Consider the following 14342-nt stretch of genomic DNA (forward strand, 5'->3'; position numbering starts at 1 on the left):
TTTCTCTTTTCACATAGTAGTATCCAATCGATCCTTACTGAATAGGCTGCATGTCCTGTTGTATAGCTTGTGCTGCCTTTTTCTCTTGTGCAGCTTTCTTTTCCTTTGCTTCTTTCGCTGCCTTTGCTGCTTGTGCTGCTTTTTCTTCTTGCTCACGCTGTGCCTTATGGTCGATTACCTTCTTGTGATCCAAGTTAATCTCGATGTGATCCTCTTTTTTCGACCATTGGGCGTTTTCACTCGTTTCCTTCGTCAACTGGCGGTAAACACGTGATTTGTCGATTGAAGAGGTAGCTGGCCTTGGTGTTGCTTCTTCAATTTGCAGTGGAACGACATCGATTGTAGCTTTTCCGTCTTCCGCTAAATGGTATTGAACCATGGCTGAATCCTTTGTGCGTGTCCATCCTTGATCGAAAATGAAATTTCCTAAGCTATAGAAAATGATTCCATCTTTATACACATCAAACGATTGAAGCACGTGTGGGTGATGGCCAATGATGATGTCAGCCCCAGCATCGATGATAGCTTTAGCCAAGTCCGTTTGACGGTCGGTTGTAGATGTTGAATACTCTTGTCCCCAGTGCATATTCACTACAACCAAGTCTGCGTTGCCTTGCTTGGCATCCCTTGCTTTGCCGATCATTTCAAATAATAAATCAGGGTTGGAGTTCAATAGTCCGGCTTTATCACTTTTTGACACGGCATCCTTACCGTAAACATCTGTGAAGCCAAGTGTTGCGACACGTACGCCATTAACATCCGCATAGTCGATGCTATTTTTGGCTTCCTCAGTGTTCGATCCAACACCGACATAATGCATATCCGCACTTTTGAATTGATCAATCGTATCTATAAGTCCTTGTTCTTCATAGTCCATCATATGGTTATTGGCCAAAGTCATTACAGAGAAGCCAGCATTTTTAACCGCTTCCACACCGCTAACATTGGAGTTTAACCGTATGGGCGTATCTGCTCCCTTATAGTTGGATACTTCTTCTTTTAAAGCGGTATGCTCATAATTCCCACTGACATAGTCTGAATGGGCAAAATAAGGCTTCATATAACGGAAGAGGTATTCATGCCCGTGCTTTTCCGTCACTTCTTCAACATAACGTCCCATCATCACATCACCGACCATTGTCATCGTCAATGGCTGATCGGATTTTGATGCGGTTATTTTCACTTCCTCAGCCCGTCCCATCCAAGTGGTAATGACTAAAGCGATTAGTAATATAGGTAGTATGATTCCAGTGTATTTAAGATTCTTTTTCTTCGTGCGTTTAATAAAGATAAGTGTTTTTTCTTTTGCATTTAAAGTCCGTTTCATTTTTTGCACCTCAGAATAGGTAGTACACGTTCATTAAACCGAAAGTCAAGCCGGATAATAAAAGCGTGCTGCCAAGTGTCAATGGCATTCCTTGTCTTTGTATGGTATTCGCAATCAATCCGGGTACAATTATACCGATTCCCCGAAACTCGAATATTTCAAATGGCATGACGGGGTAGACGAAGTCCAATAGTAGTTTCAAGCAAATCCCGGTCACCATCATGGCTGCGAATTTTCTTCTTCCATATAAAATCACCCATCTTGAAAGGCCGTGAGTGACGATCAAATAAGTTACGACACTAATGATCAGGATGGTCAGCATGATTTCCCATTGGTCAAATACTAATGCCAAATAACCTGGCACGATAAGTCCTGCGGGTACGACACCCGTCTTTTCTGAAAATATAAGGCTAAGTGTTACTCCCAGTACTAGGGCTACATATAAATCCGATCCAAACATTAAGGTTCCTCCTACTTAACTTGCTTTTTGCTTTGTTTTAGATTTCATGAATGCTTCAATTAAAGGTTCCGCTGCACCGTGAATATTCCCGACACCGTAGACGATGCGATTTTTCATCAATGGGCGGAGGCGGGCAACGATTTCTTCAGTTGACCAGTTTTCTAAATCCCAATATTCTTTTGTATCCAATTGACCTTGCTCGAATGCCCGAGTGATCGGTGATGTGGTTTCACCAATGGAAATGACGATTTCAGATTTTATGTAAGGCAATACATCTCTGGCAAACTGCTCAGTACGGTCCACGCGGTCGGGACGGCAATTCATGATAACGATAGGAGGTTCTGTGCTGTATCCGAACGTATTGACACGTTCCCAGATGTTCAGCGTCGATGACGCGTCATTTGCAGCAAAGCCATTGACAAAGAAAGTTGGCTGGATGGGATCCCCGAATTTGGTGATCCGCATGGCACCTGGATCGGGATGTGCATTCAACATTCCGCGAAAAGCTGTTTTTTCATCAATGCCTAAAGCTTCCGCAACGGCCAAGGCCAGTGATGCATTATCAGGAAATACCATATAGTCGAACTCGCGTAGAAAATCTTCCGAAATTCTCGAATTGTCTGCAACGATCACTTTTGTGTTGCGTTCTTTGGCAATTTGCTTGAAAAAGTCCAAATATTCACTTTCGATGGTTATTAAGTGACCATTATAGGGAATGGTAGCAGTGAAAGCTTCAGCAACCTCATCCAAAGTCGGTCCCATGACATCCATATGGTCTTCCAATACATTCACGATTACGCCAATGTTTGCTTGGATCATTTTGTTTTGGAAGATTAGTTGATAGTCAGGCTGTACGGCCATGCACTCACAAACCAGTGCTTCCGTGCCTAAGTCGGCAACTTCTTTAACTACACGCCGCTGTTCTCCTATGTTTGGTCCTTCCGGGCGACGTACAATCGGTTTTTCCTTATCGGTAAACCAATAGATCATTCTTGCTGATGTTCCGGTTGTTTTACCTACTGTTTTGTACTTAGCTTCCTGGATCACACCTGTAATTAGACGCGTTACAGTCGATTTCCCTCGAATCCCATTCACATTCACACGTACCGGGATGGAGTCGAGACGCTTCTGATGGCGTTTTTGTTCAAAAATGCCATAACCAAGCAAAAAGATCGCACAAATAAATATCGGTGCCATTTTTTAACCTCTCTTTTTTTCAAATATTTGAATTACTGAATACACACTACATGATTTTAAACTTAATAGGCAAGAGCCAATTATTCTATCGTAATATAGTTACTATCATCTTTTTCAAATAAATGTATATTAGAGTGTAATAGTATCTAATGGGGTAAATTGTTTTATGAGTACAAAGATATGGCTGGAAATCGAGGGAATCCTCGGTTTATTTACACTAAATTATGGAAAGTTTAATAAAAACCCATTTTGGTCAGAATCAAAGTAGTTTCATGAGTATTTGAACCTGATTCTTAATGGCTATATTTGAATAATAATTGGTTTTTAAAAGTGACGTTTATTACAGATTGATAATTGTTTATACCCAATGTTCGACATAAACGTAACAATATTTATGCATTTGTCATTCAATGTAAGATATTGCATCTAACGACTCAATTAGTTGAACTCTTTTGAATTTGGAAAAAGATGAGTAAAAGAACACATCTCTTTTTTTTGATATTTTCCTGTTATTTCCTCAGAGAATACCCGCGGGACTATTATTGATCTTTTACCTGAAACATGAAATAAACTAAAGTTAATCCATTTTTTTTAAAAAATACCTAGTTTCTTCTATAGATATAGTGTTTATAGATGAATGCAAAATAAAAAAAGCTCAGAAGCATATCTGAGCTTTCGGCTTATATATTGTAAATGAATGGAATGGTCACGAATTTCCGATCATCATTGACATTTAACGTTTGTGGGTCTTGAGCTACAGCTTTTGTAGCCGATTATGGAAGGAATCAGGTTAACTTGATTTCTTTCTGTCAGAAATCTCAAGGTTGGGGCCCTGTTTACCGCCATCAATCACATAAAGTCTAGGAACTAATCGCCTTCTTTTTCCTTGATTGTCAGGATTCATCTTCATATAATTTTCGTATTCTTTGCGAAAGAATTCTTCGGTTTCCCGTTTCAGTGCTCTTCTTTCGTTAAAATCTGTTATGAATTTGAAAAAACGTTTCATATGAATTCCTCCTTATGGGGTTAAAAGGTCTTAGTTTAATAGTAACATATCAATCGTGTAATTTAACCTTTTTTTACAGATTTGGAGTGGAAATCGTGTTTTTGTGTGAATAAAGTTATGAACGGTTTGATTCGAGAGAAAGCATGCAATGGATACTTACTGAGTATAAGTGCCTGTGCATGGTGTTGAAAGGAAATGACGGGAATTGCAGTAGCGGTTATTGGAAGTGATGGTTATTTAAGTTAAAATATTCCTTTAATCAATTATACACTAAATATTCTGAAAATAAAGGAAAATGTTCACTTCCAGCCGCTTTTGATAGATTTGCCTTTTAATGGTTTATTATTGTGTATAGTTATTTATTCCCCGAATATACGGAAATGAAACAACCAAATATAATGGGAAGGAAAAGCAATTTCCCGCATACATGTGACGGGAAATTGCTAGTGTCATAATTGGAACTTCCTAACCTGTTCAGTCAGCAGATCTGCCGAAGATGCAAGTTCACTTGCATGATTCGTGATTTCATCCATTAAAGAGCTGGATTGCTGAGCAGAGGCGGAAACTTGTTCGATTCCAGCCGCGGACTCTTCAGAAACCGCTGCAATATCTTCGATAGCCTGATTGATTACTTGGCTATTTGTGGAGATATAGTTCAATTCGTCTGTAATATGCTGTATTTTCATTTCCATATTCCCGACAGAGTGATTGATTGTTTCAAAGGTTTGGCCTGTGAGCGTGATCTGTTTCGTGCCTTCATCCACTTGTGCATAACCATCTTCCAGGGAGTGGACGACTGTTTTTGAATCCGTTTGAATGGCTGAGACAATATTGGTGATATCCCCAACGGAGTGTGTGACCTCTTCAGCGAGTTTCCGCACTTCATCGGCGACGACGGCAAAGCCCTTGCCATGTTCACCAGCACGAGCGGCTTCTATGGCTGCATTCAGCGCCAATAGATTGGTTTGATTGGATATATCCTTGATGACCTGCACAAGCTGCGAAATTTGCTGCGATTGAGAATCGAGCCCTTTCACTTGCTCTACGGCATTTTTTACAATCCCATCAATACATTGCATCTGTTGGACCGAACTGCGCATTAAAGTGGTGCCCTCCTTGGTCAAGGAAAGGATTTCGGTAGAACTTTTAGCTACATCCACTCCTTCCAGGCGGGCCAACCTGATCCTGCCGGTGAAATCATCCATCATGCGAACCATTTCAGCTGCCCGGTTGGCTTGTGACTCCGAGCCTTCCGAAAGTTCATGCATTGTAGTCGCTATTTGTTTGCTGCCCTGCTGGACTTCATTTGCTGATTGAGTCAGATCCTCACTTTGGTTGGAAACGGATTCGGATACAACGAGCATTTTTTCGATCGTATCACGAAGGTTTTTCTGCATTTGGTTGGCGGATACCGTTAATTCGCCCATTTCATCATATGACTTTTGTTCCAGGGGTTCATGATTCAGCTCTCCGTCAGCCACCATTTTCATCCTGTCCCTAATTTTAAGAAGGGGGGTGGTAATGAGGTTGGCAGTCACAAGCGCCAGCAGAAGGCCGATAAGGACTGCCGCAATGGAGATGATGATACTTGTCGTCTTAGCCGATTTCCCGCTTGCGATGACGGTTTCACCTGAAGCGACAATCAATTCCTCGCGTTCCGAGGCAAGCTCCTTGAAACCTTCCATTACTTCATTGCTGATTGGCGCCACTTCATTTTTGAGTATCTCTTTCGCGCGTTCTTCATTTCCCTTTTCATATTGTGTGAATACCCGGTCTACAATCATCGTCCTCCAATCCACGCTTTTCTCGATCAATTCCTTCGCTTTATCAGAATCGCTTAAAGCGAGGAGCTCTTCCTGGATGACCTTGCTGTCTTCAGTATATTGTAAGAACCTTTCTTTATAACTCTCGTCACCATATAGAATATAGGCTCGGGCGAATGCGGTTCTTTGTGCTAGATTATATAGTAGCTTTTCATCTTGGATAAGAAGCGGAAGTTCCTTTTCGATGATATCCTGGGAATATACCAGTGACTTGTTGCTGCTGTAAATGTTGAATGCTCCTAAGATGACACATAAAGATATGATGAGTGAAAATGCCACCAATACCTTTCCTTTAATGCTTTTCAAATTAATGGACCCCTTTATCGATATTTTATTTACACTATTTTATCGGACGGATATGTGGGATATTTAAGCAATGAAAAGATAACCAAATTTTCCATCAGATCTAATATTCACTAAATATAATCATCTTGATTTATTATCGTTTTCAAGTTACTATTGACTTGGAAAAATATAATATTCCGCGTTAAGGCGGAAGAGGTTCTAGCTACCCTCTCAAAAAAACTAAGGAGAAACAGTGCTCTATTCTTAGGGTGCTGTTTTTTTCCGTAAAAAGGAGTTTTATAGAAATGAAGAAGAAAGAAAAGGCAGTGGTTGTGTTTAGCGGAGGTCAGGACAGTACGACGTGCCTGTTCTGGGCATTGGAGAGATTTGAGGAAGTGGAAGCGGTGACGTTCGATTATAATCAGCGCCATAGCTTGGAAATCGAATGTGCTCAAAACATTGCCAAGGAATTGGGTGTGAACCATCATATCCTTGACATGTCGCTGCTGAACCAACTGGCACCGAATGCATTGACGAGAAGTGATATTGCAGTTGCGGACGGAGAAGAAGGGGAATTGCCGTCTACCTTCGTACCTGGGAGGAATTTGCTGTTCCTTTCGTTTGCCGGAGTGCTGGCGAGTCAGATTGGCGCTAAACATATTGTCACCGGTGTCTGTGAAACGGATTTCAGCGGATATCCAGACTGCCGCGATGTATTCATTAAATCGTTGAATGTGACCTTGAACTTGTCGATGGACCAGTCATTCGTGATTGATACGCCGCTAATGTGGCTTAATAAAGAGGAAACATGGGAGCTTGCGGATCAGCTTGGCGCATTCGACTTTGTCCGCGAAAAGACCCTGACTTGCTATAACGGAATTATCTCCGACGGCTGTGGAGATTGTCCGGCATGTAATCTGCGAAAAAAAGGACTGGATGACTATGTAAGCAGACGGAAGGTGCTTTCATGATGTACGGTTTTACTATAGTGGATAAACTCCAAAAAATAGATGAAGATATTCAGCGCAGCCAATTGAAGTATACAAACAAGAGGGTTCTCGTGAGTAAGGAATTCACCTTTGACGCGGCGCACCATCTGCATGACTATGAAGGCAAATGCAAGAACCTGCATGGCCACACATATAAGGTCATTTTCGGATTGAGCGGGTATACGGATTCACGCGGTTTGATGATAGACTTCGGGGACATCAAGGATATATGGAAAAATGAAATTGAAATCCACCTGGATCATCGTTATTTGAATGAAACCCTACCGCTCATGAATACAACAGCTGAAAATATGGTTGTCTGGATTTATGAAAAAATGGCCGAAGCCCTTTCATTAAAAGAATATGAGGGTGCTAGAGTCGAATTTGTTCGACTATACGAAACGCCGACAAGCTATGCCGAAGCCAGACGGGAGTGGATGGAAAGTGAGTAAACTCCCGGTTATGGAAATCTTCGGACCGACCATCCAAGGTGAAGGAATGGTCATTGGTCAAAAAACCATGTTCGTTCGGACGGCCGGCTGCGATTATTCATGTGCCTGGTGTGATTCCGCATTTACTTGGGATGGCACCGGTAAGGAAGATACCGTCCAAATGACTGCTGAAGAAATATGGGATGAGCTGAAGCGAATTGGGGGTTCCGGTTTTTCCTTCGTGACGATATCAGGCGGAAACCCGGCTCTGCTGAAAAACCTAAACGGCTTGATAGCGATCTTACATGAAAATAAAATGAAGATAGGTGTCGAAACACAAGGGAGCCGATGGCAGGATTGGTTTCTCGATATTGATGAACTGACGATTTCACCCAAGCCGCCGAGCTCTAAAATGAACACGGACTTTTCGGTGCTCGACCAAATCCTCTCGAACCTTGCCAATCGAAATCCTGAAAACCATGTCTCATTGAAGATTGTCGTCTTTAACGAGGAAGATTATCAATATGCCAAACATGTACATGGGCGTTACCCGGATATTCCTTTTTATTTGCAGGTCGGCAATGACGATAGCAGGACGGCGGATGATCGTCAATTGATCAGCGGTCTTTTGAAGAAGTACGAAGAGTTAATAGATAAAGTGATAGCAGATGATGAATTGAATGATGTGAAAGTGCTGCCCCAGCTTCATACCTATATATGGGGAAATAAGCGGGGCGTATAAAAGTGAGCAAAAGGCAGTGTGATGGCATTATCACACTGCCTTTTAAGCTTTTTAAAGCCTTTGAATGTGTGTAGCTTTGAAGGAAGATGTGTATTTGAGGCCATACCCAAAAAAGCGATCCATTCCAATATGTGCGGTCCAAATTAAACCAATCATCAAAAGAGCATCAGACTTTAGAAAAATGGCAAGCAAAATCATGAAGATGGACAGGGTATACGTGTGAAATAGGTTATAAACCTTTGCTCCAATTCGATCATTGATCAGATAGGCAAGCATGGAAACATCAGGAGACAAAATCAATAACAGGAAAATCCACCAGCTGAATTCATATAACGAATAGATGTAAATCACCGCTAAAAGCACCATGATTCCTTCCATATGAAGGAATTTCTTTACCATTTTAAACCCTCCCAATTGTTATTTGACCAATGGTCAATAATACTTAAAAATTATATGATGTTTCTGATGATATTTTTTACATGAAAGTAAGCTAGGCCTTTTACATCTTGATAAGATAGTTCAGAATTAATATAAAAAGTGATGAATCCGTGAAGAGAAAGAAAAATCGACCATATGGATGCAGGATTCAATTTGTTGTCCGTTAGGTCCGTCAGGGACTGGATTAGCTTTTCATATGTTTTATTAGAATCGAATTGAAGTAACTGCTGAATTTCTTTTTCCTTCGATAAAAACATGATGGAATAATGATTCTGTTGGGTTAAACCGAACTCCAAGAAGCACAATAAAATCTTTTCCATTTTTACAGAAGGGTCATTTTCCGACATGATGATATCATCGATTAAAGTATTTAAAACGGAAAAATCCGTTTTCACCAAACTATAAAATATTTCTGCCTTATTTTTAAAATGATAGTATATGGCCCCATGGCTGCAATCCAATGATTTAGCCAATTGCCTCATCGAGACATTCGAATACCCCATCGTTGCAAAAAGGTTTCTGGCTTCATTCAAGACCATGTCCCTGGACAATTCTTTACCTGCCGATTTCCTTGGCGACATTTGGACACCTCCTTATTTATTGACCGCTGGTTAATTAGGATAATAACTCACTGATTTCCAAATGTCAATTATTAGATCATATTATAAAGTACTGTTTTTTAAGTTGAATTTTTCCATTTGATCAAGAGAGAGAAAAGGAGAGGATGCAGGACATTGCAGATGGATTATTCCCTCGCAACCAGTTAGCGTAAATACTAGTGGGTATGATGTTCCTATATCCATAGCAACTCAATGAAGCAGGAATTTACAGCTATTTTTAAAGGTTGAAATCATAGGAGATAGAAATTCCTGTAACAGAAAAACAGGAACCAACAATATATACGCTTGAATTCAAATGCCATAAATACCCTTATGTGGTATTGTAAGGGTATTCGTGAAGTGTTGGAGGGGATGAATAAATGAAAAAGAAATTCGGTATTTTGGCATCAATTTTTATAGTCTTGACCGGCTATTTTTTATTAACTAAACCGTATAAAGATAAAACAAAACCTGTAGAAGACTTTATTAAAGTGAATCCAAGAGATCAGGTAATAATAAATGAAATGATAATCATAGAGGGAATTGATGAGGTCAATCCAGGTGATATCGATTTGAATGATGAGGAGGAAATAAAAAAATTGGCAAAAAAGCAATATGAGCAAAATGAAATGGGGGAAATAATTTTTACAGAAAAAGATCAGTGAGATCACCTACCTGTAATGAGTAAACTAATGGGCGAGGAGGCAGTTACTGGTAGTTTTGGATAGTGTCTATGGGAACAATATTGTAGAGGGAGTTCTTGAAGAGCTGATAGTAAGCAAACCCGTCCCAAGAATGAAGGGGATACATCAAGGCGGGGCAAGTTATTTAGTTAATGAGAAGTGGGACGTTACACGATTTGACCATTCACTTGGTGTGATACTTTTAATTAAAGAGCTTGGAGGTTCATTGGAGGAACAAATCGCGGGCTTGCTGCATGACTTATCCCATACTGCATTCTCACATGTTATTGATTTCGTTCTGGATTGTAAGGATGAAGATTATCATGAAAAGATATATGATCATGTCATTATGGAATCCGAAATCCCATTTATACTGAAGAAGTATGGATATGATTGTGAATCTAGTTTATCAGAAAAAGTCAAGAAAATAGGAATTGAAGCCTATAAAAAAGCTTCGAAGGGCATATATCTAAAAGTGATTTCCGATTGATTTTCATGTGAAACCATACGGAAAGTAAAAAAACTCAAAGGCGATATTCATCCTTGAGTTTATTCTTGGAAACATCTAAGCCTCCTCCAGTATAAAAATTTAGTTGATTTTTATAGACAATCGACATCTAGAAGGCGATTGATTAACGGGTGCCTTATCAAAAGGACATAACATCTGAACCAGCACCCTTTAATAATTAAAAAACTAATGATGCCCTCAAAGTATTAACGCCATTTTCCAAATAACCCTTTAAACATGTTAATGTATAAACCCAACCTTCTTTTTGTCCGATCATTTTATTTATCAATTCGGGGTCATCCTCTTTCAAACCTGATTCGTTCACTTCAATAATTGTACTCATATCATCCAACTCTTTTAGTGTAATTGTAACAATCGTTTCTTGATCATTTCCTCCCCATGAGAACACGATTTTCCTATTTTCCTCGACTTCCAATACATTAATAACCACTTCAGCTTCGTATTCGTTATATCTCAATGTAAGCATCCTGCCTTGTTCCCATCTTTCAGAACTCGATGAGAACCAGAAATTCCCGATTCTTTCTGGGTCCACTATAGCTTCAAATACTTCATTGGTTGGTTTGGCTATTTTAAATTTCGTGATTATTTGCGTATCCATCACTGTCAACTCTCTTTCGATTTTTTATAGTTTTCTACCACTTAATTATTCCGATCTACTGTTATTGGCGGCAGGGTCCGTCCAGTTTCAAGCAAGCTCTTCAGGTTACTTAGAATCGCTGGCCATCCATTATTCAAGCCTTCAAAGGTATTATCATCATATACGAAATCCGTCTCCAAAAGCTCCTCATGCCTAAGCGTTAACTTCACAGTCGAATCATCCATAGGCTGCAGTATATAAGTGACACGAGTAGGCTGCTCGCGAGGTGTTTCGTCTCCTACCATGTTCCAAGTGAACGAGAGCAGGTGCAGCGGCTCACACTTAAGTACTTTACCATGATCAGTAATATGCCCATCTTCCAGCAAATATTTAACGCTTGAGCCTTCTTGCCAGTCAGACTGGACTTGGCATCCAAAATGGTACTTCTTCGTGACCTCACCGCTCGTCAGGGCTTCCCAAAGCTTCTCTGGTGTGGTCGCGATATAAATAACATGAACAAACGATGGCTTTTTCATCATCCTTTTCCTCCTCGCGTTTATACTTCATATCAAGATCGTAACATTATTCTATCAATCATTGTCGTCTTTTCATATACAGCCGGTCAAGCAGTTTTCTGCGACAAAAATCGGCAGGGTCATTGCGTTTACATTTGTTCGTGCAAGCCATATGGAAACTTCTTGATTTCCAATCGCTTTCAAGCTACGATAAATAAGGAAAATGATAATCCGCTCGGGCGGAAGAGGTTCTAGCTACCCTCTCAAAAAAACTAAGGGGAACAGTGCTCTTTCTTAGGGTGCTGTTTTTTCTGTATAAGGAGAATTAAGAAATGTTAAGAATTTTATTGTATTTAGTATCCATCATCACGGCGAATGTGGTTACAGCAGCCTTTGCGCCCTTGCATTTTGGCATGTTCATCATTCCGATGGGTACATTGCTCATCGGGGGAACCTTCATCTTTCGAGATCTCGTCCAGAATAAATTCGGCCGCGCAAAGACCTATATATGTATCGTCACTGCACTTATTTTATCTGCGTGTGTATCATTTTTATTAGGGGATACGTTATTGATCGTATTTGCTTCCGCATTATCGTTCGTGGTCGCAGAAACAGCGGATACGGAAATTTATACCCGTTTAAAACTTCCGATGAGTTGGAGGGTGTTTTACAGCGGAATCGTTGGAGGGTTTTTTGATTCGGTGATATTTGTCGTGATGGGCCTAAGTCCATTGGGTGCCAATATATTGCCATGGGAAGCAGTACCCGCTGCGGTCATCGGCCAAATCATCGTTAAAACGATCATTCAGTCAATCGGTGCCGTACTGTTGGGTCGAATCAACGTAGAACTGGAGAAACGTGTAGTCTCCAGTTAAAGCTAGGAGGGATGCACTCGATGGATGGAACCAAAAAAGAAGAAGATAAATGCTATTGCCTCGAGGCCTTTCGTGAAAAATATGGCCCGCATGTCCAAGGGGAATGCATGAAGCTCTCCTGTGCCAATTATCGCAAGCATAAAGGAATAGACAAAAAAGGACCTAATTAGGTCCTTTTTTTGCGTGAACGGAGTAACTCACGAGTAAAAGTGCTGAATTCACGAGTAAAACAGCAAAACTCACGAGTAAAAATGCTGAATTCACGAGTAAATAGCCCAAACTCACGAGTAAACGGTGCGAAATCATGAATGCAGAATGAATTCACGAGTAAACGGTGCGAAATCAATGAATGCAGAATGAATTCATGAGTAAAACAGCAAAAAAAGCTTCCTGCGCCGTTCCAATAATGGGTGCAGGGAGCTTTTTATTTTGTTTAGAATTGCTCTGCGCTTTTCCGAACTAGTTTTTCCAGGAAATAAAAGCATTCTCGTTTCCGTTCAAGTTCGGTTTGTCCTTTTTCGGTGACTTGATAATATTTCCTGCGGCCTGATTCTGACTCTTTCCAATGGCCTTTTATGAATTCTTTTTTTTCTAACCGTTTAAGGGCGGAGTAGAGGGTGCCTTCACTTATTTGATATGTGCCCATGCTCATTTTCTTCAAGATCTTCGTGATTTCATAGCCGTATAGCTTTTTTTGTGAGAGAAGTGAAAGCAAAAGGAGGTCAATGCTTCCCTTCATTAATTCTTTATCCAAATAAATTCTCCTCCTTTTCATTTTTAAAGTGTAATACGTTGTACATCGTATCACAAGGTGCATTTTACTTTTCTAAAAAAAAATGGTTAAATGACGATTGCTAAATAATTTTAATCATAGTAAAATGTGCTTCGGAACGGATGAGTTGTGAAGAGTGTGGTAAGGATATTATATACATGTTTTAATTGTTTTAATGAAAATTCGGAATAGGATAGAAGAATCACTACTCAAGGGGTATTAATTGATTTTTTTTCGAAAATCATTTAGATTCTATTTATCAACAAGAGCAAAGAAAGAAGGTCCTAGATAGATGAAAGTGAAAGCACCTGAGTCATTCACATATATAGGTGGAAAAAGAGCTGTTCTTTTACTTCACGGGTTTACCGGAAGTACAGGAGATATGAAGAAATTGGGGAAATACTTGAATGATCTCGACTATACTTGCCACGGACCTCTTTATAGTGGGCACGGAGTATCAGCCGAGGAACTTGTTAAAACAGGTCCAAAGGAATGGTGGAAAGACGTAGTTGATGGTTATCAATTCCTTAAAGAGGAAGGCTATGAGGAAATTGCCGTTGTGGGAATTTCTTTAGGAGGAGTTTTCTCATTAAAAGTGGGAATTGAATTGCCTGTAACAGGGGTGGTTTCAATGTGCGCTCCGACACAAGGAAAAAGTATCGATCGACAAAAGAACCGTTTGCTCAATTATGCACAGGCTTATAAGAAGTTTGAGGGCAAAGATGCAGACCAAATTGCTACAGAAGTGAAGCTGCTGGAAGAAGAGCCTATGCCTCAACTACAAGATGTGTTGGATATTATCAATGAGACAGGTGAAGATTTAGATTTAATCACATCGCCAACTCTTGTTTTACAAGGACGTTTGGATGATCCCGACTATACGGAGAGTGCTACAGCGATTTTCAATGAAGTCGATACGCAGCATAAACACTTGATATGGTACGAAAAATCAGGTCATATCATCACATTGGGTAAGGAACGTAATCAAGTGTATGAAGATGTTTATAAGTTCTTGAATACACTGAATTGGTCGGAGTAAAAAAAGAGTTAATAAATCCCCTTTAAGTTGAACGTGTTATAAGCCTACACTCATA

At 40.1% G+C, this 14342-nt stretch carries 17 protein-coding genes, 1 pseudogene and 2 riboswitches; of the genes and pseudogenes, 8 read left to right on the forward strand and 10 right to left on the reverse strand.

Translation table 11 applies throughout. The annotated features are described in order from the left end of the window. Positions 1-34: 34 nt before the first annotated feature. The 5 genes from BW986_RS01495 to BW986_RS01515 form a co-directional block, all read right to left on the reverse strand. Positions 35-1327 (reverse strand): CapA family protein, encoded by a 1293-nt coding sequence (locus BW986_RS01495; protein WP_076364469.1) that lies wholly within the window; start codon positions 1325-1327, stop codon positions 35-37. 10 nt (positions 1328-1337) lie between these two features. Further along, complete coding sequence (gene pgsC, locus BW986_RS01500) at positions 1338-1787, reverse strand: poly-gamma-glutamate biosynthesis protein PgsC (protein ID WP_063232582.1); 450 nt, start codon at positions 1785-1787, stop codon at positions 1338-1340. 15 nt (positions 1788-1802) lie between these two features. Next, positions 1803-2984 carry a poly-gamma-glutamate synthase PgsB gene (gene pgsB, locus BW986_RS01505; RefSeq protein ID WP_076364471.1) on the reverse strand — a complete coding sequence of 394 codons (1182 nt, stop codon included), beginning with the start codon at positions 2982-2984 and terminating at the stop codon, positions 1803-1805. A gap of 790 nt (positions 2985-3774) precedes the next feature. Continuing rightward, on the reverse strand, positions 3775-3990 hold the full coding sequence (locus BW986_RS01510) for a hypothetical protein (RefSeq protein WP_076364473.1): 216 nt from the start codon (positions 3988-3990) through the stop codon (positions 3775-3777). 449 nt (positions 3991-4439) lie between these two features. After that, the gene (locus BW986_RS01515; RefSeq protein ID WP_081395474.1) at positions 4440-6119 is read right to left on the reverse strand and encodes a methyl-accepting chemotaxis protein; all 1680 of its coding nucleotides are present in this window, start codon (positions 6117-6119) and stop codon (positions 4440-4442) included. Between the two features lie 186 nt (positions 6120-6305). Then, positions 6306-6348, forward strand: a riboswitch (PreQ1 riboswitch). Positions 6349-6403: 55 nt separating this feature from the next. Here BW986_RS01515 and queC point away from each other — a divergent pair. From queC to queE, 3 genes are read left to right on the forward strand one after another with little or no spacing between them, the layout of a single operon-like run. Beyond that, positions 6404-7069: a 7-cyano-7-deazaguanine synthase QueC gene (gene queC, locus BW986_RS01520; protein ID WP_034309401.1), complete on the forward strand. Its 666-nt coding sequence runs from the start codon at positions 6404-6406 to the stop codon at positions 7067-7069. After that, on the forward strand, positions 7069-7539 hold the full coding sequence (gene queD, locus BW986_RS01525; protein ID WP_076366231.1) for a 6-carboxytetrahydropterin synthase QueD: 471 nt from the start codon (positions 7069-7071) through the stop codon (positions 7537-7539). The genes queC and queD overlap by 1 nt, the downstream gene beginning before the upstream one ends. After that, on the forward strand, positions 7532-8260 hold the full coding sequence (queE, locus tag BW986_RS01530; protein WP_076364478.1) for a 7-carboxy-7-deazaguanine synthase QueE: 729 nt from the start codon (positions 7532-7534) through the stop codon (positions 8258-8260). The genes queD and queE overlap by 8 nt, the downstream gene beginning before the upstream one ends. 51 nt (positions 8261-8311) lie before the next feature. Here the strand turns inward: queE and BW986_RS01535 are convergent, their stop codons facing one another. Together BW986_RS01535 and BW986_RS01540 are read right to left on the reverse strand one after the other, a co-directional pair. Then, positions 8312-8659, reverse strand: a complete 348-nt coding sequence (locus BW986_RS01535) for a DUF4260 domain-containing protein (RefSeq protein WP_076364480.1) — start codon at positions 8657-8659, stop codon at positions 8312-8314. A gap of 50 nt (positions 8660-8709) precedes the next feature. After that, positions 8710-9279, reverse strand: coding sequence for a TetR/AcrR family transcriptional regulator (locus tag BW986_RS01540; protein ID WP_076364482.1), 570 nt, complete (start codon positions 9277-9279; stop codon positions 8710-8712). 398 nt (positions 9280-9677) lie between these two features. On the opposite strand from BW986_RS01540, the gene BW986_RS01545 reads away from it, so the two are divergent. Beyond that, positions 9678-9962, forward strand: coding sequence for a hypothetical protein (locus BW986_RS01545; protein WP_076364484.1), 285 nt, complete (start codon positions 9678-9680; stop codon positions 9960-9962). Between the two features lie 46 nt (positions 9963-10008). Next, positions 10009-10404: pseudogene (locus BW986_RS01550) on the forward strand (HD domain-containing protein); the annotation flags it as partial. Positions 10405-10666: 262 nt separating this feature from the next. On the opposite strand, the gene BW986_RS01555 reads toward BW986_RS01550, so the two are convergent. Both BW986_RS01555 and BW986_RS01560 read right to left on the reverse strand, forming a co-directional pair. Next, positions 10667-11107, reverse strand: coding sequence for an SRPBCC family protein (locus BW986_RS01555; protein WP_076364486.1), 441 nt, complete (start codon positions 11105-11107; stop codon positions 10667-10669). A gap of 41 nt (positions 11108-11148) precedes the next feature. After that, complete coding sequence (locus tag BW986_RS01560) at positions 11149-11625, reverse strand: SRPBCC family protein (protein ID WP_221408314.1); 477 nt, start codon at positions 11623-11625, stop codon at positions 11149-11151. 215 nt (positions 11626-11840) lie between these two features. Continuing rightward, a riboswitch (PreQ1 riboswitch) is annotated at positions 11841-11883 on the forward strand. 50 nt (positions 11884-11933) lie between these two features. Here BW986_RS01560 and BW986_RS01565 point away from each other — a divergent pair. Together BW986_RS01565 and BW986_RS29960 are read left to right on the forward strand one after the other, a co-directional pair. Next, positions 11934-12476 carry a VUT family protein gene (locus tag BW986_RS01565; RefSeq protein ID WP_076364488.1) on the forward strand — a complete coding sequence of 181 codons (543 nt, stop codon included), beginning with the start codon at positions 11934-11936 and terminating at the stop codon, positions 12474-12476. Between the two features lie 20 nt (positions 12477-12496). Further along, entirely contained in the window at positions 12497-12646 is a 150-nt protein-coding gene (locus tag BW986_RS29960) for a hypothetical protein (protein WP_155726451.1), read from the forward strand. Between the two features lie 263 nt (positions 12647-12909). Here the strand turns inward: BW986_RS29960 and BW986_RS01570 are convergent, their stop codons facing one another. After that, on the reverse strand, positions 12910-13230 hold the full coding sequence (locus BW986_RS01570) for a PadR family transcriptional regulator (RefSeq protein ID WP_076364490.1): 321 nt from the start codon (positions 13228-13230) through the stop codon (positions 12910-12912). A 310-nt stretch (positions 13231-13540) separates the two neighbouring features. On the opposite strand from BW986_RS01570, the gene BW986_RS01575 reads away from it, so the two are divergent. Continuing rightward, a complete protein-coding gene (locus BW986_RS01575) occupies positions 13541-14287 on the forward strand; it encodes an alpha/beta hydrolase (protein WP_076364492.1) in 747 nt (248 codons plus the stop codon). Positions 14288-14342: the final 55 nt, after the last annotated feature.

Source organism: Peribacillus simplex (assembly GCF_900156045.1).
In the GTDB taxonomy this organism is placed as follows: Bacteria; Bacillota; Bacilli; order Bacillales; family DSM-1321; genus Peribacillus; species Peribacillus simplex_D.